We start from the raw sequence: 20,536 nt of genomic DNA, 5'->3' as shown, positions 1-20,536 counted from the left end.
CCCCGCGCTTGCCACATTTTCCTGCCCCATGTTCAACTTCCAGCAAATCTTCTCCGTCACGCTCACCCTGTTCGCCATCATCGACATCATCGGCTCGGTGCCGATCATCATTCAGATTCGGCAGCGCGAGGGCGAAATCAAGGCCGAGCTGGCCACGGTGGTGGCGGGCGGGCTGATGGTGACGTTCCTGTTTCTGGGCCAGAGCATTCTGCACCTGTTCGGGGTTGATAACGAGAGCTTTGCCCTGGCCGGGGCTGTCATCATCTTCCTCATCGGCATGGAGATGATTCTCGGCATCGAGCTGTTCAAATCCGACATGACGGCCCGTACGGGCTCTATCGTGCCGCTGGCGTTTCCCATGATCGTGGGCGCTGGTACCATGACCACGCTGCTCTCGCTGCGCGCCGCCTACGCCCTGCCCAACATCCTGGCCGGCATTGGCCTAAACCTGGTGTTCGTCTACGCCGTGCTCAAGACCAGCCCCTGGATTGAGCGCCAGCTCGGCAGAGCCGGCGAAGATGTGCTGCGCCGCGTGTTCGGCGTCATCCTGCTGGCCATCGCCATCAAGCTCTTTAAAGCCAACTTTTAATCAAATGTAGGAATGTGGCTAAATGTGAAGACGCGCTCGAATGTGGAGCGGTAAAAATCGTTTTAGCTCCTCGCAATTAGCACAATTTTCCATATTTTCCACATCCGTCACATTTATCACATTTTTTTAATTTGATTACCCTCTTCACCGACGGCTCGGCCCGTGGCAACCCGGGGCCCGGCGGCTACGGCGCCATCCTGCGCTACGGCCCCTACGAAAAAGAATTGGCCCAGGGCTACCGCCGCACCACCAACAACCGCATGGAACTGTTGGCCGTGATTGTGGGCCTGGAAGCCGTGACGCGCCCCGACATTCCGGTGCTCGTCGTGTCCGATTCGAAGTACGTAGTCGATGCCGTGGAGAAAAAATGGGTGTTTGGCTGGGAGAAAAAACCCGACTTCGGCAAGAAGGCTAACCCCGATTTGTGGCGCCGCTTCCTGGCCGTGTACCGCCAGCGCAAAGTGTCGTTCCGCTGGATAAAAGGCCACGCCGGCCACGCCGAAAACGAGCGCTGCGACGTGCTGGCCGTGCAAAGTGCCCTCGGCAAAGGCCTGCTCATAGACGAAGGTTTCGAGCGGGCCCGGGCCGCAACTTCGCTGCTGTAGCCGCTGCGGCGCTGGCCGCAGTTTAGCGCGTAGCGCGTAACTACTGGCCGGCCAACGGGGCGAGTTTGTAACTCGCGACATAGAACAGCCTGTTTACACAACCCGCCTGTCCGCTGCGCGGCCGTGAGCTATAAACTCAAGGCACTGACCATTCAGTAGTTACGCGCTGCGCGCTAAACTACGGCCTGCACAATTGGCCCGGCAACTGGCATCCCAATTATCGTTTCCAGTGCCCAACGATTACTTCCAGTTCCAGCAGTTTCGCATCGAGCAGGCGGCGTGCGCCATGAAGGTGAGCACCGACGCCTGCGTGCTCGGCGCGGCCGTGGACCTAGCCGGCGCCACCCGCCTACTGGACGTGGGCACCGGCACCGGCCTGCTGGCCCTCATGGCCGCCCAGCGCCACCCCACGGTCGCCATCGAAGCCGTGGAGCTTGACCCCGCAGCCGCCGCGCAGGCCGCCGCCAACGCAGCCGCCTGCCCTTGGGGGCCCCGCATCCAAATGCACGCGCTCAGCCTAGCGGCCTACGCCGCCGCGGGGCCTGCGTCTTTTAGCCATATCGTGTGCAACCCGCCGTTTTTTCAGAGGGCCCTGCGCTCGCCCAATGCCGCCCGCACTACCGCCCGCCACGCCGCGCCCGAATCGCTCACTTTCGCCGAAATCAGCCGCTTCGCCGCTGACTTTCTGGCCCCCGGCGGCCGCCTCACCTTGCTACTGCCCGTGCCCGAAATGGCGCAGTTCAGCGCGGATGCGGCGGCCGTGGGCCTGCACCCAGCCACGCGGCTGGCACTGCGCCACCGGCCCGATAGCCGCGTGTTGCGCCACGTCGTGGCATTCGGGCGGGCCCCGGGGCCCCCGGTGGAGCAGGAACTAGCCATCCACCCAGCCGATGACGACGCAGCTTATTCGGCCGCGTTTCAGGCGCTACTGGCGGGGTTTTACCTGGCACTTTAGCAGGCTGTTGCGGCTTACACCAGCGCGTCGAGCAGGCCCAGCTTTTCGCGGTGCAGGGCGTCGAGCAGGTCGGCTTCCAGGGCCCCAAACTCGGCGGCAGTATAGCGGCGCTGCACCCGCCCGCCCACCAGCACCGAAATCTCGTCGGCCGTTTCGGTAAGGGCCCCCAGGATGTGCGAGGTGAGCAGGATGCCCGTACCCCGGTCGCGCAGCCGCCGCAAAATTTCCTTCAGCAGCAGGTTGGCTTCCAGGTCGAGGCCGTTGAAGGGCTCGTCGAGGATGAGGTAGGCAAAATCCTGGGCCAGCACGGCCAGCAGGGCCAGCTTTTTGCGCATCCCGGCCGAATATTCGTCGGCATACTGGTCGAGGGGCAGTTCCAGCACACGGTTCCAGCCGGCAAAGTCGCGGGCCGGCCCGCCCCGCGCCTGCACGCAAAACTCCAGGTACTCGCGCCCCGTGAGGCGGGGGTAGAAAAACGGCTCGTAGGGCACCAGCCCCGTGCAAGCCCGCACGGGCCGGCCGCCGGGGCCCCGCACGATGCCCGTAAAGCCGTTTTCCAGTCCGTAGAGGCAGTTGATAAGCGTGGTTTTACCCGCGCCGTTTGCCCCCACTAACCCATGGATGATGCCCGGCCGCAAGGTTAAGTTCACGCCCTGCAGCACCTCGTGGCGGCCGTAGGCTTGGCGCAGGTCAATAATTTCGAGCACGGAAATTCAGTTAAAAGGTAAAAACTGTTGAAGCTCCCGGCCGGACAGGCGCTCGTGCTCATCTGGCGTCCGCGCAGCCGGCGCCTCCCTACCGCTGACCAACCCCATCGTACAACGAAGCAGTAGCACTGCTTTCTTCAGGACGCCCAATAAGTGCCACCTGGTTTGGCATTTTTTCAGCTTTTAACTGAGCCCCCAGCACGTCGCGCAAGCGGCGGTGGCTCTGCCAGGGCAACACCGCCGCCACTAGCGGCAGCAGCCACGGGTACAGCAAGCAGAGGCCCAGTAGGCCCTGCGAAAAGCGAATCTGGAAGCCACTTGGGTAGAAAGCGTACTTGGCAAAAATCATCAGCGCCACCAGCCCCAGGCCGGCCGCACCCGCCACCAGGGCCCCCACCGGGCCAGCCGGCCCCACGGCCATCAGCCCCAGAAAAGGTATGGCGGTGAGCAAGGTGTAGCCCAGGCCCCACCCCAGGCGCTGCCGCAGCCACTGCCCCGGCGTGCGGGCCCCCAGCAGCAGCATCGGGGCCGGTTCGGGGGTGCCATAGCAGCTGGCCACCACCAGCAGCCAGGCGGCCAGCGCGGCCACCGGCCCCACCGGTGTAGCCCGCCACCACCCCGCGCCGGCCAGCAGCACCGGCCAGGCCCAGACTACGCGGCCCGCCCGCAGCCCGCTCACCCACTCAAACGCCGCGCTGCGAAACCAGCTGCGCCGCCGCGCCTGCGCCGAAAAAATCTCCTGGGCCGGGCCCGCCGCGGCTACGGCCGCCGCCAGCCCCAACGCCAGCGCGGCCGGCCCGGGGGCTCCCAGCGCCGCCATGCCCACTACCAGCGGCACGGTCAGCAGGGCGTACTCGGCGGCCAGCCACGGCCGGAACGCCGGCGCGGCAGCAGCCAGGAAGCGCCAGTCGGGCCGCTGGCGGTGCAGGGGCAGCACTACGAACAGGGCCCAGCCTATGGGCAGCGCCCAGCGCCCCCATGGGTGCGGGGTGGCCGTTCGCAGCACCTGGACGGCCAAGGCCAACAGAAACGGCAGCAGCAGCGCCCACCGCACCCAACCCACCTCGCGCAACTGCCGCCCCACCGTGCGGGCCCGCAGGCACAGGTATGCCGCAAGGGGCGCAGGGGGCGCTAGGGCAGGGCGATTTGTAGTCATTTTAAACGGTCGTTCAAACGCAAAATGGTTGCCAGTTGCTCATTATCAATTAGCAATCAATAGTTTATCAGTCAATGGTTTATTGATAAACTATTGACTGAAAGCAGACAATACGCTACTGACAACTATTCCCCCGCTTCCTCCTCCTGAAACGCAATGCCGTAGTCGGCCGCCAGCTCGTCCAGGATGGGCCCGTACAGCTCGGGCACGACGGGGATGACGACGCCGCGCTGCGGCACTTCGCCCCGGGCCAGCCGCCGCACGGCCATGCCCAGGGGCAGGCCCACGGTTTGGGCCATGGCGGTGCGGGTAGCGTCGGCGCCCGTCACCACCAGCGACGAGGTGCGGCGGTGTGCCCGGCCGGCCAGCTCATACTCGAACACGTGCTGCATCACCACGAGGTCGCAGTCGTGGGGCCCCAGCTGCCACTTATGGGCCAGCAGGCGTTCGAGGAGTTGGGCGGGCGTGGCATCGGCATGGCCCACGGGGTGCTGGTCGGAAAACAGGCCCAGCCAGTTCAGGCGGCCCATTTCTTCGCCCTCGGGGGCCAGGCCCAGGTAATAGGCCACGCGCAGCGGCAGCGGCAAGCCGGGCACCTTAGCCACGGGCAAAAAGGCCTCCACCAGCGCGGCCCAACTCATGGTTTCGGCGTTGCCGAGGCGGGTGCTATCATCGGTGAGGCCCAGGCTGACCAAGGCTTGCCAGGCGGCGCAGTAGCCTGGGCGGCGCAGGGTGCCGCGCAGTACCGTGGGCACGTCGGCCAAGCCGTAGGGGCCCCGGTAGCCGAGCGAGTCGCGGTTAGCGTAGCCCTCGAAGTCGCCGTGGCCAGGCACGGCCACGGGCTCGGCCCGCGCAAACAGGTGCTGATACGGGATAAAGCGCGGGTGGCCGCGGTCGAGGTAGCGGGCGGGACCGCCCTGGCCGGCCAGTACCACGTTGCGCGGGTTCCAGGTGAACTTGTATTTCCAGGGGTTGTCGGCCTCCGCGGCCGGGGCTAGCAGGCCCCCGCAGTACGATTTGAAGGACGTGACCCGCCCGCCCCGCACCCGAATATCAGCCAGGGCCCGCACGGCCGACATGTGGTCGAGGCCGGGGTCGAGGCCGCACTCCATCAGAAACACTAGTCCGGCAGCTTCCGCTTCGGCGTGCAGGGCCTGAATTTCGGGGCCCACGTAGCTGGCCGTGGCCAAGTGGCGGCCGTGGCGCAGGCAGGCTCGGGCCACGGCCGGGTGCAGTGCGGCCGGCAGCATAGAAACCACCACGTCGGCCTCGGCCACGCGGGCATCCAGGACCCTGGCGTCGGCCGCGTCGAAGGGCACGGCGCGGGCATACTGCGAGTGGGCGGCCAGCACGGGGGCCAAGTGGGATGGGTTGGCGTCGGCCACGGTCAGGAACCAGCCTTCGGTGGGCGCGTGGCGCAGCAGGTACTCAATGAGCGAGGCGGCGGAACGGCCGGCCCCGAGCAACAGCAAGCGGGTTGTCGTCATACGGGCAAATGTACACGGGCCCGGCGGCCAACCACGGCGCAACGCCTACCTTCGTCGCCCCATTTTAATTTCTACATGGCCCGCACTTCCTGCCAGCTTGCCCTGGCCTACGACGAACTCGACGCTACCGCCGACCTCTCCCCCACCGAGCTTTTGGTGTGGGACGCCGCCCGCGCCGCTACTGCCCACGCCTACGCGCCATACTCGCACTTCTGCGTGGGGGCCGCCCTGCTCCTGGCCGACGGCACCATTTTCCAAGGCACCAACCAGGAAAACGCCGCGTACCCCTCAGGCCTCTGCGCCGAACGCACCGCTTTGTTTGGGCTGGCCGCCGCCCAACCGGGCCACGCGCCCATCGTGGGCATGGCCGTGGCGGCCCGGCCCGCAGCTGGCGGCTTTGGCCCTGCCATGCCCTGTGGGGCCTGCCGCCAGGTGATGATTGAGTACGAAGCGCGGCAGGGCCAGCCCATTTCGCTGCTGCTGCCCAGCCGCCGCGGCAGCATCCTGCGCTTCGCCGCGCTGATCGATTTGATGCCGTTTACCTTCCTGGCCGACGACCTGCCCAGCGCGTAGGCCCCCACTGCGCAGTATAGTTTTCAGTCAGTGGCCTGTGCATTTACTGACAACACATAACTGCCAACTATTCCTTTAGTTCATGTCTACTGAACACCACTTGGTTGTGCCGCGCACAGCCCGCTACCACCAGCTGGGCACGCCCTCGGCCGCCACGCGGCGGGTATGGTTTGTGTGCCACGGCTACGGGCAGCTGGCAGCGTACTTCATCCGGCACTTTGCTGCCTGGGCGGCGGCCGATCCTAGCTTGGTGGTGGTGGCCCCCGAAGGCTTGTCGCGCTTCTACCTGCACGGCCACAACGGCCGCGTGGGAGCCAGCTGGATGACCCGCGACGACCGCCAACACGAAATTGACGACCAAATTGGCTTCCTCAACCAACTGGCCGGCCACGTGCTGGGCCGCTGCCCAGCCGGCGTGCCGGTTACGGTACTGGGCTTTTCGCAGGGCACGGCCACTGCGGGCCGCTGGCTAGTGCAGGCCCCGTTCCGGCCGGCGCGTTTGGTGCTGTGGGCCGGCACGTTTCCGCCCGACACCGACCCAGAAGCGACCGGGCAGCTGGTCCGGGGCTTGCCCATCACCCTTGTAGTGGGCAACCACGACGAATACCTGACCCCAGCTGCCGTTGCGCAACAGCAAGCGCACTTGCAGCAGCTGGGGGCCCTACTTGCGGTGCGCACCTTCGACGGCGGGCACGCCCTGAACCAGGAGATCATTGCCCAGCTGGGCCAGGCCGAAGTCAGTTAGCTCGGCTGCCGAAATATTGTTGCCGCCGCGCCCTGGGCCGCGGGCAGCAGCAGCACGTCGGCCACGTTAACGTGGGCCGGGCGCGTTGCCATGAACACCACCACATCGGCCACATCTTCGGCCCGCAGCGGCTCGAAGCCGTCGTATACTTTGGCCGCGCGCTCAGCATCACCCTTAAAGCGCACTTCCGAAAACTCCGTTTCCACCGCGCCGGGGGCCACCTCTGCCACCCGGATGCCGAAAGGCAGCAAGTCGAGCCGCATGGTTTTAGTGAGCATGCTCACCGCCGCTTTGCTGGCGCAGTACACGTTGCCGTTGGCATAGGCTTCGCGCCCGGCAATGGAGCCGATGTTGATGATAAAGCCGGTTTTGCGGGCCGTCAGGCCGGGCAGTACGGCGTGGGTCACGTTCAGCAAGCCACGCACGTTGGCGTCGAGCATGACGTCCCAGTCGTGCGGGTCACCGTCCTGGATGGGGTTGAGACCGTGGGCCCCCCCGGCGTTATTCACCAGCACGTCGATGGCTGCAAATTCGAGTGGCAGCCCAATCACGGCGGCCGTGGTGGCGTCGCGGTCGCGCACGTCAAACGTCAGAATGTGTACCGGCGTAGGGGCCACCGCCGCCGCTAGCTCATCGAGGCGCTCACGCCGCCGGCCCGTCACCACCAGTTGGAAGCCGGCCCCGGCCAGGGCCACTGCTGTGGCGCGCCCAATGCCGGACGAGGCCCCCGTTACAAATGCTGTTTTTACCATGTGATCGTTGATAATAAGCTGCTTGTGCGCCGCTTAGTTCTGAATGTTTAGGTACAAGGTCACCGTGCTGGTGCGCAGGCTTTGCAAGCTCTGGCTGTACACATCAGGCCGGTTGACGAGCAGGTTGCGCAGGCCGTAGGAAAACCGCAGCTCCGGTGCAAACTTGAACAGCGGGTAGAACAAGTCCAGCCCCACGCCATATTCCAGGGTCAGGTCGTTGTCGCTCACCTGCACTTGGTTGCGCAGCAAGTCACTGCGGCGTGTGGTCACACTCACGCTTGGCTTCACGCCGGCAATCATGTACACCCGGGTATTGCCCCGGCGCTTCGATTGGTACTTCAGCAACAAGGGAAAATCCACCACCGTCGAGCTAACCTCCTGGGTAAATGTGGAGTCGGGCGGCGTGCCGCCGTGGGCCCCAAACTCGACCCGCCGGGTGCGGAAATTCACGCCCGGAGCAAACCTCAGAATGAACGGCGAACCCGCTTTGCCCAGCCGCACATCGCCAATGATGCCCACCCCAAAATCGGGGCTGATGATCGAATTAGCCGTTATCGTTTGCCGCTGAATGTACGTGGCCGACTGCTCGATAAAGAACCGCGAGAAACCCGGTGCGAAGTATAATCCCGGGTGAAACCACCGGTCGTCGTAGTTCGATAAATTGTCCACCGTCACGCCTTTTAAGTTGCCCCCCCGGCTGCGGCTGGCCTTGGCCGGCCGCAGCCGCTGCTGCGCCTGGCCCAGAAATGGCAGGACCAGCAGCAAGGCCAGGGCCAGCAATCGGCTCAGTTGTGGGCGGTATAAATGGAGCTGATGCCGAAGGTAAGGGGTTGCCATGCGGGGTTTTTAAAGCCGACCCGGGCCAGGATGGCCAGAAAGTCGGAGCCGTCGGGAAAGGCCTGCACCGATTCGGGCAGGTACGTGTACGCGGCCCGGTCCTTGGAAATCAGTTTCCCAAACACGGGCAGCACCCGGCGAAAGTAAAAATTATAAGCTTGCTTGAGCGGAAACGCCGTGGGCTTGCTGAACTCCAGAATCACGAGCTTGCCACCGGGGCGCAGCACCCGGCGCATCTCGGCCAGGCCCACCTCCAGATGCGCAAAGTTGCGCACCCCAAACGAGGCCGTTACGGCGTCAAACGAGCCGTCGGCAAAAGGCAGATTCTCCGAATCGCCGAGTTCTAGCTGAATGCGGTGGCCCAAGTGCTTCTCGGCCAACTTGCGGCGGCCCACGTCCAGCATTCCTTCTGAAATATCCACGCCTGTTACGTGCGCGTCGGGCGCGGCGGCCCGCAGGGTTTCAATGGCAAAGTCAGCCGTACCAGTGGCAATGTCCAGGATGCGGGCCGGGCGCAGCGCCTTCAACTCATCCACCGCCTTACGGCGCCAGTAAATGTCGGTGCCCGCGCTCAGGAAGTGGTTGAGGAAGTCGTACTTGCCCGCGATGCTATCGAACATCGTGGCTACCTGCGACTTCTTGTCGGCAGAATCTTCTTTGTAGGGGACAACGGCCATGGGTGATGCAAAGAACGGCGAAAAAGCGAGAAATTGTGTTGTTCCAACGGCTGGGCCTGGGTTTTGTTTAGGGCCCCGCTGGTGGCCAATCATAAAAAAAGCGGACCGGACATAACGCCCGGCCCGCTCAAGGCAACGCTACCGGTTACTAGTCCGGCTTAATCTTCACTTTGTCCTTGGCGCCAGTAGCATCCTTGGCTTTCGAGTTCACCTCGCCATTCTTGGATACGGTCTTTGATTTCTCACCGGCCGGGCCTTTGGTCTTGATTTTCACCTTATCCGAATTCTCGTCCACCTTGGTTTTCACCTTAGTGCCATCGGCCATCTTGGCTTTGCTCTTACCGGGCAGCGGTAGCTGCGGGGCAGCAGGAGGCGCCATGGGGGCCCCCACTGGCGCACCAGCGGCCGGGGCGGGGCGCGGGGAAGTCGCCGTCGGCATGGTTTCGCCTTCCTTCAGCACCACGCGGAATTCGTCGCGGCGGTTAAGCTGCATGTTCTCCGGCGAATCGTTCGGGGCCGCCGGGCGACGCTCGCCGTAGCTCACCGTGGTCAGGCGGGTATCGGCCACGCCTTTGGTAACCAGGTACTTCTTGGCAGCGTTGGCGCGGTTCTGGCCGAGCACCATGTTGTACTCGTCCGTGTTGCGCGAGTCACAATGGCCCTCCACCTGAATGTTCAGGCCCGGGGTAGCTACCAGTTTCTGGGCGATGTCATTTAGCACCACAATCGACTCCGGCCGCAGCTTGTACTTGTCGGTATCGAAGTAAATTTTGCTGAACGGATACATGCTGGACATCGACGTGTCGATGTAGGCGATGTAGAAGTTTTTGGTGATAGTGGTCGAATCGTTGGTCGAAACCGGAATGGCAAACTCTTGGGTTTCAACGTTCTTGCCGTCCTTGCTCACGGCCACCTGGTAGGTGCGGCCCGAGAGCATGGCCACTTGGTACGAGCCATCGGGCTTGCTTACATCGCGGAAGCTCAGCGGCGTATTATCGGCTTGCTTGCCGCTGAAGACCAGTTCCACGCCTGGAATTACCGTGGTGCTGTCCTTGGCGAATACTTTGCCTTTAACAGTGGCGTTCTTGATGTAGTTGATGGTGTAAATGTCCTTCTCACCGTAGCCACCGATGCGGTAGCTGCTTAGATAAGCATACGAGCCGTCGGGGCTCAGGCGGTAGTAACTGTCGTCATCGGGAGTGTTAATGGGGTAGCCCATGTTCTCGGGGGCCCCCCATTTGTGCCCAATGCTGTCGTAGGCGCTCTTAAAGATGTCGTAGCCACCCATTGTGTTGTGGCCGCGCGACGAGAAGTAGAGCGTTTTGCCGTCTTTGCTCACGTACGGGCTGTCGTCATCGTACTTGGTGTTGATGGCGCCGCCCATCGACTTGGCGGGCCCCCAGTCACCATCCGAGCCGCGGGTCGAATAATACAGGTCAAGTGTACCGTCTTCCGAATACTTGCCGGTCGAGAAGTACAACGTTTTGCCATCGGGCGTAATGTAAGCATCCGACTCGAAAGCCTTCGAGTTGATGTTACTGTTCAGTTTCTTAGGAGCCGTCCATTCGCCGCTTACTTTGTCTGAGCTGAAGATATCGCCGTTTTCATCGTCGCGATACATCAGCAATTTCGAATCGTTGTCATAGAGCTGAATCGAAGCGTCGTGGCCTTTGGTCACAAGGGCTGGGCCCAGTGAGCGGGGCTTTTCCCAGTTCTCGTCGTCAATCCGGCGCGATTCATAAATTTCCTCAAAGTATTCGCCATCGGCTGCCAGCTTCTTCTTGTTGGTAGCGGCACCTGTATATTGCCCCCGCGAGGTAAAAAGCAACACTTTGTCATCCGACGAAATGACTGGGCTGTGCTCTGCGTATTGCGTGTTGATGCTCGGGCCCAGGTTCTTCACGAAGATGTCCTTGGGTGAGTTGAAGATCACCTTGGCGTTCTTCGAGTGCTGGATTAGCTGCGCTACTTCCTGCCGGCGTACCTCGTTGCTCTTTTTGGCTTTGAGCGTAGCGTTATACGACTGGTAGTGGGCAATGGCTTCGTCAAAATTATAATTCAGGTGGTCGACGCGGCCGAGCCAATACTCCACGTCTTTCGAAACCTTGGGCTTAAGCCGCTGGGCCTTATAGATATAATCGCTGGCTTTTTCCTTATCGAAGCTGAGGTACGCAATACCGGCGTTGAACAGCGCCTTGGCATTGTTGGGGTCTTTGGCCAGCACCTGCTCGTAATAAGGAATCGAAGCGCGGTAGTTTTCCTGCTCAAAAAACTTGTTACCGGTTTTTAGCAGTTTACCCGTGCTTTGGGCCATGCCGGGCTGGGTAGCGGCGACACTTAGAGCTACGACGCAGGAAGCCTGCAATAACCGTTTGGATAATTTATCCATTGTAAAAGAAGGAGTTAGAAAAAGAGTTTCGAAGGGATGTTGAGTAGCGGCGTGGCAAAAATCAGCGAAAAACAGGACAGTATAGCAACTATTTCCGCATTATACTGAAATCAAAGCGCAGGGTTTGGTACGGAATAGCGGGAAATACAGAATCTAAGGCGCTTTACTGGGCCCGCACTAGCACAAAGGTAGCGCAGGGGCCCCGGGCAGCCGCGGGGAAATAGCGCAGCGCCAGCCAGCAAACTATTCACCGCAGACCAAAATGGCCCAAGGAGCTGCACAAATATAGATGAATGCAAGTGATTACGCGCTCAGTCAATCCCTTATCTTGTGGCATTTGAAAAGCTGGCGGGTGTATTTTTGCGGCGCATGCCCCGTGTTTGGGCCGGCATTCCTTTTTGTTTGCTCCTGCCTATGATTATTCGTGACGCCCGGTTTTTGACGAGCAACACCCGCGTGGAGCTGTGCCCGCCCCCCGACCGGCCAGAATACGCCTTTATCGGGCGCTCCAACGTGGGTAAGTCGTCGCTCATCAACGCCCTGACCAGCCGGGCGGGCCTGGCCAAAACGTCGGCCTCGCCCGGCAAAACCCAGCTTATTAATCACTTCCTCATCAACGAGCAGTGGTACTTGGTTGACTTGCCCGGCTACGGCTACGCCAAGGTGAGCAAAACCGCCCGGGCCGAGTGGCACAAGATGATCAACGCCTACTTGCAGCGCCGCGAAAACCTGGCTTGCGTGTGTGTGCTCATCGATTCGCGCCTACCCCCGCAGACCAGCGACTTGGAATTTATGGAAAAGCTGGGCGAGATGGGGGTGCCGTTTGTGATGGTGTTCACCAAGATCGACAAGCAGTCGGCGTCCCAGACGCGCACACTCATTGCCGCATATTTGGCCAAGATGAGCGAAACCTGGGACGAGCTGCCGCGGCATTTCCTCACCTCGGCCAGCACCAAGGTGGGCCGCGACGAGCTGCTGGGTTTCATCGATGAGGTGAACCAGCAGTTGGCCGCCGCTGCCCCGGGTGCGTAGCTTTGGCCCCGCTTTTGCGCAGGGCCCCGGCCGGCCCTAAGCGGGGGCCCTGCGCAACGGCCTTATTTTATTTCGCTCCTACTTATACCATGTTGAAACCTTTGCTCTCGCTGCTGGCCCTGGGCCTGCTGCTTACGGCGCCAGCGGCGGCCCAGACCACACCGCCCAATACCCCACCGCCCGCCCACGCGGCCCCCGAAGCCGGGGCTGGCACGGGCCGCGTGGGGGCCGTAGTTCCGGTGGCCGAATACTACGAAGGGGGCCAGGAGGCCCTGTACGCCTTCATTGCCCAGGAGCTGAAGTACCCACTGCTGGCCAAGCGCAACCGCATCCAGGGCCGCTGCATCGTGAGCTTCACGCTGAACCCCGACGGCACCATGTCGGGCGTGAAGCTGGTGAAACAAGTGGGCGGCGGCACCGGCGACGAGGCCCTGCGCGTGGTGCGCCTGCTCAAATTTAAAAAACCCGCTTACCCCATCCTCACCAGCCTGCCCATCGATTTCAAGCTCGGCGTGACAGGCTCTAACACCACCGAATAAATTAATTATGAGTTATAAATTATGAATTATTAAGTAGCAAGTCAAAAGCAATAAGTAGTAAGAACTATGCTGATACCTATTTATCAGGTCATTACGGTCTTGCTACTTCATCCTGACTACTTACTTACTTGGCTCTTTGGGTCACTTTTATTCATGGTTTTTCAGCTCATAATTTCTAATTTCTAATTCATAATTTTTCAAGAGAATGCCTTACGAACTGAAAGAAATCGCCGCAATCAGTGGCATGCCTGGCTTGTACCGCTTGCTGAAAGCTGCCCGCCACGGCGTGCTGGTGGAAAGCCTCGACGCCCGCGCCATCCGCAGCATGGCCCCGGCCCGCAACAAGGTATCGCTGCTCGCGGAGATTTCAATTTACACGACCGACTACGACGTGAACGTGCCCCTAACCGATGTATTCGATCAAATTCATGCCCGTTACGGTACCAACCTGCCCGTGACCAACAAGTCGGGCGAGGCCGAGCTGGCTGAGTTTATGGGCCAGGCCGTGCCCGACTACGACCGGGACCGGGTGTACTTTTCCGACATTAAGAAGCTGGCCAGCTGGTACAGCGTAGTGAGCCAGCACCTGCCCTACCAGCCTGCCGCCGCGGCCGACGCCGAGCCCGCCGAGGGCGAGCCCCTGAGCACGGGCGGCGTAATTGACGCCCCCGAACCCGCCGCCACGGCCGGGGCCCCCGGCAACCCGGAAGCCACACCCGCCGACACCGCTAAGTAGGCCTTGCCCACGGGCGGCGGCCGTTGCTGTAACTTAACAAAAAGCCCTGCTGGATACCCAGCAGGGCTTTTTGTTTTTTTATTGGAGAGCCGCTGGGGCTACGCCGGGGCCCCGGCGCTTTCGGCGATTAGCCGCTCGGCTTCTTCCACCAGCTCTTTGCTGCCGATGAAAACGGGGCAGCGCTCGTGCAGCGCCTGGGGCTCGATTTCCATGGTGCGGCGGGTACCGCTTGAGCTTTTGCCACCGGCCTGCTCCACGATGAAGGCCAGCGGGTTGCACTCGTACATGAGGCGCAGCTTGCCGCCAGGGCTTTTGGTGGTGGCGGGGTAGAAATAGATGCCCCCCTTGAGCAGGTTGCGGTGGAAATCGGCCACCAGCGAGCCAACGTAGCGGGCCGAGAAGTGCCGCTCTTTGCACTGACGCACGAAGGCCGTTACGCCGGCCTCGAACAACTCGGAGCAGCCCTCATTGACGGAATAAACGGTGCCGGTGGCGGGCGTTTGGATGTTGGGGTGCGAGAGGAAAAATTCGCCCAGCGAGGGCTCGTAGGTAAAGCCGTTCACGCCGTTGCCGGTCGTGTACACGAGCATGGTGCTACAGCCGTAGATGATGTAGCCAGCGGCCACCTGGTGGGTACCGGGCTGGAGGCAGTCGGCGGTGGTGCCGTCGAGGCCGGTGGGCGACATGCGCCGGTAGATGCTAAAAATAGTACCGATGCTCACGTTCACGTCGATGTTCGACGAGCCGTCGAGCGGGTCGATGGCCACCACGTACTTGCCCTGCACGTTGCCGGTCTGGATCATGTCCTCGTCCTCTTCCGAGATGATGGTGCACACTTCGCCGCCGTTGCGCAGGGCCCGGATGAAGCGGATGTTGGCCACCACATCAAGCTTCTGCTGGTCCTCGCCCTGCACGTTTTGGCTGCCATAGGCCCCGGCGATGTCGATGAGACCCGAGCGGTTGATTTCGCGGTTCACGATTTTAGCAGCCAGCGCAATGTCGCGCAGCAGCTGCGAGAGCTCCCCGGTGGCGTAGGGAAAATCCTCCTGCTTGCGCATGATGAAGCGGTCGAGGGTGGCGCCGACGGGCAGGGCCATTTTGTTGTGGTCCATAATAAGCGAAAAGTCTCAGGGGCAAGTGGTACGCGCAAAGCTAGGGTGATTTTGCCCGCCTGCGCACCTACGGCCCTACTTTTGGGGCCCTATGGCAGCACATTCCCCCCTGGTTTACAAATTCGGCGGCGCTTCGGTGAAGGACGCGGCGGCTATTCTCAACCTCCAGCGAATTGTGGAAGCCACGGCCGCGGGCCGGCCCCTGCTCGTGGTGGTGTCGGCGATGGGCAAAACGACCAACGCGCTGGAGGAGATTTTCGACCTTGCCCACCGCGGCCAGCCCTACGATGCGCCGCTAGGGGCCGTGCGCGACTTTCACGCCGCCACCGCCGAAGCGCTGGTGGGCCCCGGTACCGCTCCGGGGCCCTGGCAGCAAACGCTGCACGATTTGCGCGAGCAGCTGGCCGGCGTCAATCCCGACCACTACGACCGACAGTACGACCAAATTGTGAGCTACGGCGAGCTGTTGGCCTCGCAGCTGGTGGCGCAGGCGCTGGGGGCCCGGTGGCTCGACTGCCGCCCCTTGGTGCGCACCGACCGCACCTGGCGCGAGGGCCGCGTGGACTGGCCGGCCACCGAGCGGCTGGTGCAGGCCGCCCTACCGGCGCTACTGGCCCAGGGGCCCATCGTCACGCAGGGCTTTGTGGGCGGCACGGCCGGGGGCCTCACTACTACACTGGGCCGCGAGGGCTCCGATTACTCGGCCGCTATTTTTGCGTATTGCCTGGGGGCTGAGTCGGTAACAATTTGGAAGGACGTGGCCGGGCTGCTCAGCGCCGACCCCAAGATTTTCCCCGACGCGGTACGCTACCCAGAAATCAGCTACCAGGAAACCATTGAAATGGCCTACTACGGGGCCAGCGTCATTCACCCCAAAACGCTGAAGCCGCTGGCCGAGCGCGGCATTCCGCTGCAGGTGCGCTCGTTCCTGGACCCCGGGGCCCCCGGCACGCTCATCCATGACTGCCAGCACCCAGCGCTGGCGCCGGCCTTCATCCGCAAAACGGGGCAGTGCCTGCTCTCTTTTGAGAGTAAGGATTTCGCGTTTATTTCGGAGGAAAATCTGGAAGTGATTTTTGGGGCCCTGGCACAGGCGCGGCTCAAAATCAACCTGATGCAAAACTCGGCCATCAGCTTTTCGGTGTGCACCGATTTCTCGGAGCGCCGCGTGCAGCAGCTACTGGGCCTGCTGGCCGGTCAGTTTCGGGTACACTACAACGCTGATCTTACGATCTTTACCATCAAAAACTACGATGCGGCCAGCGTGGCCCGCCTTACCGGAGGCCGCGAACTGCTATTGGAGCAGCGTACGCGCAGCACCTTTCAGTTTGTATGCCGGTAAATATTGAGCCTTTAACTGATAGCCATCAGCTTTCTTTTTAATAATAAGGTTGTTGCGCCCAACTTAATGGGTAATTAATTCAGGCCCGGTACACAATGGGCCGGGCGACTTTTGCCGGCTGCCCGGTAATTGCTGGGGGCCCTGGAGCGACCTTTGGGGCCCCAGGCCACCCGTTCAACTTGGCGCAACGGTTGGCGGGCAGCCGGCGAAAAGTCGGCGGCCTACCCCGGGCCCGCACTTTTACTTCTTTTACTATGCCCGAATTTCTCCTCGTTACGCCCCAGGCCCGGCCGGGCGTGGCGCTACTTCAACTCAACCGCCCGAAGGAGCTGAACGCCTTGAACCTGACCCTGATGCACGAAATCCGCGACGCACTGGGGGCCCTGGACGCCGACGCGGCGGTGCGCGCGGTGGTCATCACGGGCAATGACCGGGCGTTTGCTGCGGGGGCCGACATCCGGGCCATGGCCGGCAAGAGCCCGGTGGACATGCTGCTGGCCGACCACGTAACGTTTTGGGACCAGCTGCGGCTCATGCGCAAACCGCTGGTGGCCGCCGTGGCGGGCTTCGCCCTAGGCGGCGGCTGCGAGCTGGCCCTGGCCTGCGACCTGATTGTGGCGGCCGAAACGGCGCAGTTTGGGCAGCCCGAAATCCGGCTGGGTACGCTGCCCGGCGGCGGCGGCACCCAGCGCCTGGCCCGCGCCGTGGGCAAGGCCAAGGCCATGGAAATGGTGCTCACCGGCGACTTTATTGCGGCCACCGAGGCCCTGCGCCTGGGCCTGGTGAACCGCGTGGTGCCCGCCGGTCAGCATTTGGAGGAGGCCTTCCGGCTGGCGGGGCACATTGCGGCCCAGCCGCCGGTAGCCGTGCGCCTGGCCAAGGAAGCCGTGAACTACGCTTTCGAAAGCCACCTGGCCGCGGGCCTGCAGTTCGAGCGGCGCAACTACTACCTCACCTTCGCCTCGGGGGACCAGCGCGAGGGCATGGCGGCCTTTTTGGAGAAGCGGGCACCCGAATTTACCGGCCGGTAGAAAATGTGGGGAACATGATTAAATGTGGAGAAATGTACGGAATGAGTAATTATTATTGCCCCCTTCCTTTTCTTTTTTCCGTAATCAAACGCTTTTCGCATTCTCCCACATCTTTACGCGCTCCCACATCTTCACATTCCCCTACATCTTCATATTTAATTAAATGGCAGTTCTCGTGGGCAAGCGCGCCCCTTCTTTCCGGGCCACGGCCGTTATCGACGGCGATATTGAGAACGACTTTTCGCTCGACCGCTACCTGGGCAAGATGCACGTGCTCTTTTACTTTTACCCAGCCGACTTTTCGCTGCTGTGCCCCACCGAAATCCTGGCTTTTCAGAACCTGCTGCCCAAGTTTGAGGCGCGCAACGTGGCTGTGGTGGCGTGCAGCACCGACAGCCACCAGAGCCACCGCGCCTGGCTGCGGCAGCCCCGCGACCAGGGCGGCATCATGGGCGTGACCTACCCGCTGGTGGCCGACGCCACCAAAACCATTGCGGCTAACTACGACATGCTGGCCGGCCACTACGACTACAACGAGCAGGGCGAGATGAGTTTTGTAGGCACGCCCACCAGCAACCGCGGCCTGTTTCTCATTGACCGCGACGGCATTGTGCGCCACCAGTCGGTGAACGACGGGCCCCTGGGCCGCAGCACCCACGAGGCCCTGCGCATGGTCGACGCCCTCCAGCACTACGAGCAGCACGGGGCCCTTTGCCCCGCCGACTGGCGCGAGGGCGAGGCCGCCCTGAACCCCACCCGGTAAATGCGCCGGTTTTTTTTGACGCCGAAAAAGCGGATGGGCCCCTGGCTCCGTCCGCTTTTTTTTTCAGCCGTAATTTCGCGGCCTTGACGCTGCTCTACGACTTCGCCCTTTTTTGCTACGCGCTGCTGCTGCGGCTGGCCGCGCCCTTTGTGCCCAAAGCGGCGGCCTGGGTGGCCGGGCGGCGCGGGCTGCTGCCGCGCATCGGCGCGGCGCTGGCTGCCGACGGGGCCCCGCGGGTGTGGTACCACTGCGCTTCGCTAGGCGAATTCGAGCAGGGGCGCCCGCTGATGGAGGCCTACCGCCGGGCCCACCCGGACACGAAAATCGTGCTCACGTTTTTCTCGCCCTCGGGCTACGCGGTGCGGAAGGACTGGCCGGGGGCCGACTACATTTTCTATCTGCCGCTGGACACCCGGGCCAATGCCCGCGCCTTCCTCGACGCGGTGCAGCCGCAGCTGGCAGTATTTGTGAAGTACGAATTCTGGTACCACTTCCTGACGGAAACGCGGCGGCTGGGCGTGCCGGCCGTGGTGGTATCGGCCATTTTTCGGCCCGAGCAGGTGTTTTTTAAGCCTTGGGGCGGGTTTTTTCGGGGCATTCTGGGTCAGCTTTCGCACATTTTCACCCAAAACCAGGCCTCGGCCGCCCTGCTGCGCCAGCACGGCCTAACCCGCGTAAGCGTGACCGGCGACACCCGCTTCGACACCGTGGCGGCCACCGCCCTGGCCCCGCCGCGCCCGCTGCCACTCGTGGAAGCCTTTGTGGCCGACGGGGCCCCGGTGCTGGTGGTGGGCAGCGCCTGGCCCGAAGACCTACCCGCCCTGGGGCCCCTGCTACGCCGCTACGCCGGCCAAATTCGGGTGCTGCTGGCCCCCCACGAAATCACGGAAAACCACCTGGCGCAAATTGAGGCCGTGCTGCCGGGGCAGGTGCTGCGCTACTCGCAGGCCGAAGCCGGCACCGTGGCGGGGGCCCGGCTGCTGCTGTTCGACAACGTGGGGCTGCTCAGCCAGCTCTACCGGTTCGGGCAGTTTGCCTACGTCGGCGGGGCGTTTAGCAAGGGGCTGCACAACACCTTGGAAGCCGCGGCCTTCGGCCTGCCGCTGTTTTTCGGGCCCACCTACGGCAAGTTCCAGGAGGCCGTGGACCTGGTGGCGCTGGGCTGCGCTACGCCCGTGCGCACCGCCGCCGAGCTGGAGGCGGCCTTCGCCCGCTTGCTGGCCGACGAGCCGCGTCGCCTCAAAATGCAGGACCAGGCCCTCGAATACGTGCACCAGCAGGCCGGGGCCACGGCGCGCATTCTTTCTCAGTTAACAATTAGCAGTGAACAGTGAGCAGTGTTCATTCATGTTTGCTAACCCCTTGCTGCTAAACCGTTCACTGCTCACTGTTAACCAACAACTGATAACTACTATATGACCGGCACCGTTGTAAAATCTACCGGCTCGTGGTACGTGGTGCGCGACGCGGCCACCGAGCAGCTGTACCGCTGCCGGCTGCGGGGCAAGTTCAAAATCAAGAACCTGAAGGTGAGCAACCCGCTGGCCGTGGGCGACCTGGTGACCTTCGAGCCCGAGCAGCAGGCCGAGGGCACCGCCGTGATTACGCACATCGCGCCGCGCCGCAACTACATCGTGCGGCGCTCGGTGCACACCACGGGGCACGCTCACATTGTAGGGGCCAACCTCGACCAGGCCCTGCTGGTGGTCACGCTCGTATCGCCCACCACGTCGTTCGGATTTATCGACCGGTTTTTGGTGACGGCCGAGGCCTACCACATTCCTGTGGTGCTGGTGTTCAACAAGGCCGATTTGCTGGATGCCGACGGGCTGGCCTACCAGGAAGAAATTGCCGGCATGTACCGCTCGCTGGGCTACGCCAGCCGCGCGTGCACGGCCAGCACTGGCGCCGGCGTGGCGGCCGTGGATGCGCTGCTCGACGGCAAAACCTCGCTCCTTTCGGGCCACTCAGGCGTGGGCAAGAGCACGCTCATCAACGCCCTGGTACCCGATTTAGACATCAAAACGGCCGAAATCAGCCAGTTTTCCGACAAGGGCGTGCACACCACCACCTTCGCCGAAATGCTGGAAGTGCGCCCCGGCACCTACATCATCGACACGCCCGGCATCAAGGAGCTGGGCATCGTCGACATCAAGCCCGCCGAGCTGGCCGGCTACTTCCCCGAAATGCGCGCCCTGCTCAACCAGTGCCGCTTCCACAACTGCCAGCATGTGCACGAGCCCGGTTGCGCCGTGCGCGAAGCCGTGGACGCCGGCCGCATCGCCCTACCCCGCTACGACAGCTACTTGAGCATGCTGGCCGACGACGACAACCGCCACTAATGCGTAGCGCGGACTTCAGCTTCGCTGACCTTCGGTTTTGGGCCCCGGCTCTCGCTTCGTCCTACCGATTATCATTAGGCGACTGTTCAGAGCCGCAGACTACAGCCGAAGGTCAACGAAGCTGAAGTCCGCGCTACGCATTAGTGGCGGAACGCGCTACGGCCCAC

At 62.6% G+C, this 20,536-nt stretch carries 21 protein-coding genes; 13 read left to right on the top strand and 8 right to left on the bottom strand.

Going from position 1 to position 20,536, the window contains the following annotated elements; all coding sequences use genetic code 11:
- Nucleotides 1-28 precede the first annotated feature (28 nt).
- The 3 genes from DDQ68_RS03550 (at nucleotide 29) to DDQ68_RS03540 (ending at nucleotide 2,149) form a co-directional block, all read left to right on the top strand.
- Nucleotides 29-589 carry a MarC family protein gene (locus DDQ68_RS03550; RefSeq protein WP_109654903.1) on the top strand — a complete coding sequence of 187 codons (561 nt, stop codon included), beginning with the start codon at nucleotides 29-31 and terminating at the stop codon, nucleotides 587-589.
- 131 nt (nucleotides 590-720) lie between these two features.
- Nucleotides 721-1,194 carry a ribonuclease H family protein gene (locus DDQ68_RS03545; protein WP_109654901.1) on the top strand — a complete coding sequence of 158 codons (474 nt, stop codon included), beginning with the start codon at nucleotides 721-723 and terminating at the stop codon, nucleotides 1,192-1,194.
- 229 nt (nucleotides 1,195-1,423) lie between these two features.
- Entirely contained in the window at nucleotides 1,424-2,149 is a 726-nt protein-coding gene (locus DDQ68_RS03540; RefSeq protein ID WP_109654899.1) for a tRNA1(Val) (adenine(37)-N6)-methyltransferase, read from the top strand.
- Between the two features lie 14 nt (nucleotides 2,150-2,163).
- Here the strand turns inward: DDQ68_RS03540 and DDQ68_RS03535 are convergent, their stop codons facing one another.
- From DDQ68_RS03535 to DDQ68_RS03525, 3 genes are all read right to left on the bottom strand, one after another.
- Nucleotides 2,164-2,856, bottom strand: coding sequence for an ABC transporter ATP-binding protein (locus tag DDQ68_RS03535; RefSeq protein ID WP_162549790.1), 693 nt, complete (start codon nucleotides 2,854-2,856; stop codon nucleotides 2,164-2,166).
- Nucleotides 2,857-2,944: 88 nt separating this feature from the next.
- Complete coding sequence (locus DDQ68_RS03530; protein WP_162549789.1) at nucleotides 2,945-4,012, bottom strand: hypothetical protein; 1,068 nt, start codon at nucleotides 4,010-4,012, stop codon at nucleotides 2,945-2,947.
- Between the two features lie 125 nt (nucleotides 4,013-4,137).
- Complete coding sequence (locus DDQ68_RS03525) at nucleotides 4,138-5,499, bottom strand: saccharopine dehydrogenase family protein (protein ID WP_109654894.1); 1,362 nt, start codon at nucleotides 5,497-5,499, stop codon at nucleotides 4,138-4,140.
- A gap of 75 nt (nucleotides 5,500-5,574) precedes the next feature.
- Between DDQ68_RS03525 and DDQ68_RS03520 the strand changes: the two genes are divergently transcribed.
- Both DDQ68_RS03520 and DDQ68_RS03515 read left to right on the top strand, forming a co-directional pair.
- The gene (locus DDQ68_RS03520; RefSeq protein WP_109654892.1) at nucleotides 5,575-6,072 is read left to right on the top strand and encodes a cytidine deaminase; all 498 of its coding nucleotides are present in this window, start codon (nucleotides 5,575-5,577) and stop codon (nucleotides 6,070-6,072) included.
- An 82-nt stretch (nucleotides 6,073-6,154) separates the two neighbouring features.
- The gene (locus DDQ68_RS03515) at nucleotides 6,155-6,817 is read left to right on the top strand and encodes an alpha/beta hydrolase (protein WP_109654890.1); all 663 of its coding nucleotides are present in this window, start codon (nucleotides 6,155-6,157) and stop codon (nucleotides 6,815-6,817) included.
- On the opposite strand, the gene DDQ68_RS03510 is transcribed toward DDQ68_RS03515, so the two are convergent.
- The 4 genes from DDQ68_RS03510 to DDQ68_RS03495 form a co-directional block, all read right to left on the bottom strand.
- Nucleotides 6,814-7,569, bottom strand: a complete 756-nt coding sequence (locus DDQ68_RS03510; protein WP_109654888.1) for an SDR family NAD(P)-dependent oxidoreductase — start codon at nucleotides 7,567-7,569, stop codon at nucleotides 6,814-6,816. The genes DDQ68_RS03515 and DDQ68_RS03510 overlap by 4 nt on opposite strands.
- 33 nt (nucleotides 7,570-7,602) lie before the next feature.
- Nucleotides 7,603-8,349, bottom strand: coding sequence for a type IX secretion/gliding motility protein PorT/SprT (gene porT / locus DDQ68_RS03505; protein WP_162549788.1), 747 nt, complete (start codon nucleotides 8,347-8,349; stop codon nucleotides 7,603-7,605).
- A 5-nt stretch (nucleotides 8,350-8,354) separates the two neighbouring features.
- Entirely contained in the window at nucleotides 8,355-9,083 is a 729-nt protein-coding gene (gene ubiE, locus DDQ68_RS03500; protein WP_109654884.1) for a bifunctional demethylmenaquinone methyltransferase/2-methoxy-6-polyprenyl-1,4-benzoquinol methylase UbiE, read from the bottom strand.
- A 148-nt stretch (nucleotides 9,084-9,231) separates the two neighbouring features.
- Nucleotides 9,232-11,472 carry an OmpA family protein gene (locus DDQ68_RS03495; RefSeq protein ID WP_109654882.1) on the bottom strand — a complete coding sequence of 747 codons (2,241 nt, stop codon included), beginning with the start codon at nucleotides 11,470-11,472 and terminating at the stop codon, nucleotides 9,232-9,234.
- Between the two features lie 414 nt (nucleotides 11,473-11,886).
- Between DDQ68_RS03495 and yihA the strand changes: the two genes are divergently transcribed.
- The 3 genes from yihA (at nucleotide 11,887) to DDQ68_RS03480 (ending at nucleotide 13,779) form a co-directional block, all read left to right on the top strand.
- Entirely contained in the window at nucleotides 11,887-12,504 is a 618-nt protein-coding gene (gene yihA / locus DDQ68_RS03490) for a ribosome biogenesis GTP-binding protein YihA/YsxC (protein ID WP_109654880.1), read from the top strand.
- 89 nt (nucleotides 12,505-12,593) lie between these two features.
- The gene (locus DDQ68_RS03485) at nucleotides 12,594-13,043 is read left to right on the top strand and encodes an energy transducer TonB (RefSeq protein ID WP_109654878.1); all 450 of its coding nucleotides are present in this window, start codon (nucleotides 12,594-12,596) and stop codon (nucleotides 13,041-13,043) included.
- 205 nt (nucleotides 13,044-13,248) lie between these two features.
- Nucleotides 13,249-13,779 (top strand): DUF5606 family protein, encoded by a 531-nt coding sequence (locus DDQ68_RS03480; RefSeq protein ID WP_109654876.1) that lies wholly within the window; start codon nucleotides 13,249-13,251, stop codon nucleotides 13,777-13,779.
- A 98-nt stretch (nucleotides 13,780-13,877) separates the two neighbouring features.
- Here the strand turns inward: DDQ68_RS03480 and fbp are convergent, their stop codons facing one another.
- Nucleotides 13,878-14,891 carry a class 1 fructose-bisphosphatase gene (fbp, locus tag DDQ68_RS03475; protein WP_109654874.1) on the bottom strand — a complete coding sequence of 338 codons (1,014 nt, stop codon included), beginning with the start codon at nucleotides 14,889-14,891 and terminating at the stop codon, nucleotides 13,878-13,880.
- Between the two features lie 91 nt (nucleotides 14,892-14,982).
- On the opposite strand from fbp, the gene DDQ68_RS03470 reads away from it, so the two are divergent.
- The 5 genes from DDQ68_RS03470 (at nucleotide 14,983) to rsgA (ending at nucleotide 20,369) form a co-directional block, all read left to right on the top strand.
- Nucleotides 14,983-16,233 carry an aspartate kinase gene (locus DDQ68_RS03470; RefSeq protein WP_109654872.1) on the top strand — a complete coding sequence of 417 codons (1,251 nt, stop codon included), beginning with the start codon at nucleotides 14,983-14,985 and terminating at the stop codon, nucleotides 16,231-16,233.
- 254 nt (nucleotides 16,234-16,487) lie between these two features.
- Nucleotides 16,488-17,264, top strand: coding sequence for an enoyl-CoA hydratase-related protein (locus tag DDQ68_RS03465; RefSeq protein ID WP_109654870.1), 777 nt, complete (start codon nucleotides 16,488-16,490; stop codon nucleotides 17,262-17,264).
- Between the two features lie 163 nt (nucleotides 17,265-17,427).
- Nucleotides 17,428-18,027, top strand: coding sequence for a peroxiredoxin (locus DDQ68_RS03460; RefSeq protein ID WP_109654868.1), 600 nt, complete (start codon nucleotides 17,428-17,430; stop codon nucleotides 18,025-18,027).
- Between the two features lie 83 nt (nucleotides 18,028-18,110).
- A complete protein-coding gene (locus tag DDQ68_RS03455; RefSeq protein ID WP_109654866.1) occupies nucleotides 18,111-19,361 on the top strand; it encodes a 3-deoxy-D-manno-octulosonic acid transferase in 1,251 nt (416 codons plus the stop codon).
- Nucleotides 19,362-19,442: 81 nt separating this feature from the next.
- A complete protein-coding gene (gene rsgA / locus DDQ68_RS03450) occupies nucleotides 19,443-20,369 on the top strand; it encodes a ribosome small subunit-dependent GTPase A (protein ID WP_109654864.1) in 927 nt (308 codons plus the stop codon).
- Nucleotides 20,370-20,536: the final 167 nt, after the last annotated feature.

It is taken from the genome of Hymenobacter nivis (genome assembly GCF_003149515.1).
Taxonomy (GTDB): Bacteria; Bacteroidota; Bacteroidia; order Cytophagales; family Hymenobacteraceae; genus Hymenobacter; species Hymenobacter nivis.
Note: the sequence above shows the minus strand (reverse complement) of the source record. Positions and strands in the feature narration are given on the sequence as shown.

Excerpts from the sequence above, each read along its gene's own strand:
- DDQ68_RS03515 (WP_109654890.1), top strand. The coding sequence starts at position 6,155 with ATGTCTACTGAACACCACTTGGTTGTGCCGCGCACAGCCCGCTACCAC.
- DDQ68_RS03530 (WP_162549789.1), bottom strand. The coding sequence starts at position 4,012 with ATGACTACAAATCGCCCTGCCCTAGCGCCCCCTGCGCCCCTTGCGGCA.
- yihA (WP_109654880.1), top strand. The coding sequence starts at position 11,887 with ATGATTATTCGTGACGCCCGGTTTTTGACGAGCAACACCCGCGTGGAG.
- DDQ68_RS03520 (WP_109654892.1), top strand. The coding sequence starts at position 5,575 with ATGGCCCGCACTTCCTGCCAGCTTGCCCTGGCCTACGACGAACTCGAC.
- DDQ68_RS03510 (WP_109654888.1), bottom strand. The coding sequence starts at position 7,569 with ATGGTAAAAACAGCATTTGTAACGGGGGCCTCGTCCGGCATTGGGCGC.
- DDQ68_RS03525 (WP_109654894.1), bottom strand. The coding sequence starts at position 5,499 with ATGACGACAACCCGCTTGCTGTTGCTCGGGGCCGGCCGTTCCGCCGCC.
- ubiE (WP_109654884.1), bottom strand. The coding sequence starts at position 9,083 with ATGGCCGTTGTCCCCTACAAAGAAGATTCTGCCGACAAGAAGTCGCAG.
- DDQ68_RS03465 (WP_109654870.1), top strand. The coding sequence starts at position 16,488 with ATGCCCGAATTTCTCCTCGTTACGCCCCAGGCCCGGCCGGGCGTGGCG.
- rsgA (WP_109654864.1), top strand. The coding sequence starts at position 19,443 with ATGACCGGCACCGTTGTAAAATCTACCGGCTCGTGGTACGTGGTGCGC.
- fbp (WP_109654874.1), bottom strand. The coding sequence starts at position 14,891 with ATGGACCACAACAAAATGGCCCTGCCCGTCGGCGCCACCCTCGACCGC.
- DDQ68_RS03485 (WP_109654878.1), top strand. The coding sequence starts at position 12,594 with ATGTTGAAACCTTTGCTCTCGCTGCTGGCCCTGGGCCTGCTGCTTACG.
- DDQ68_RS03470 (WP_109654872.1), top strand. The coding sequence starts at position 14,983 with ATGGCAGCACATTCCCCCCTGGTTTACAAATTCGGCGGCGCTTCGGTG.
- DDQ68_RS03550 (WP_109654903.1), top strand. The coding sequence starts at position 29 with ATGTTCAACTTCCAGCAAATCTTCTCCGTCACGCTCACCCTGTTCGCC.
- DDQ68_RS03480 (WP_109654876.1), top strand. The coding sequence starts at position 13,249 with ATGCCTTACGAACTGAAAGAAATCGCCGCAATCAGTGGCATGCCTGGC.
- DDQ68_RS03495 (WP_109654882.1), bottom strand. The coding sequence starts at position 11,472 with ATGGATAAATTATCCAAACGGTTATTGCAGGCTTCCTGCGTCGTAGCT.
- DDQ68_RS03460 (WP_109654868.1), top strand. The coding sequence starts at position 17,428 with ATGGCAGTTCTCGTGGGCAAGCGCGCCCCTTCTTTCCGGGCCACGGCC.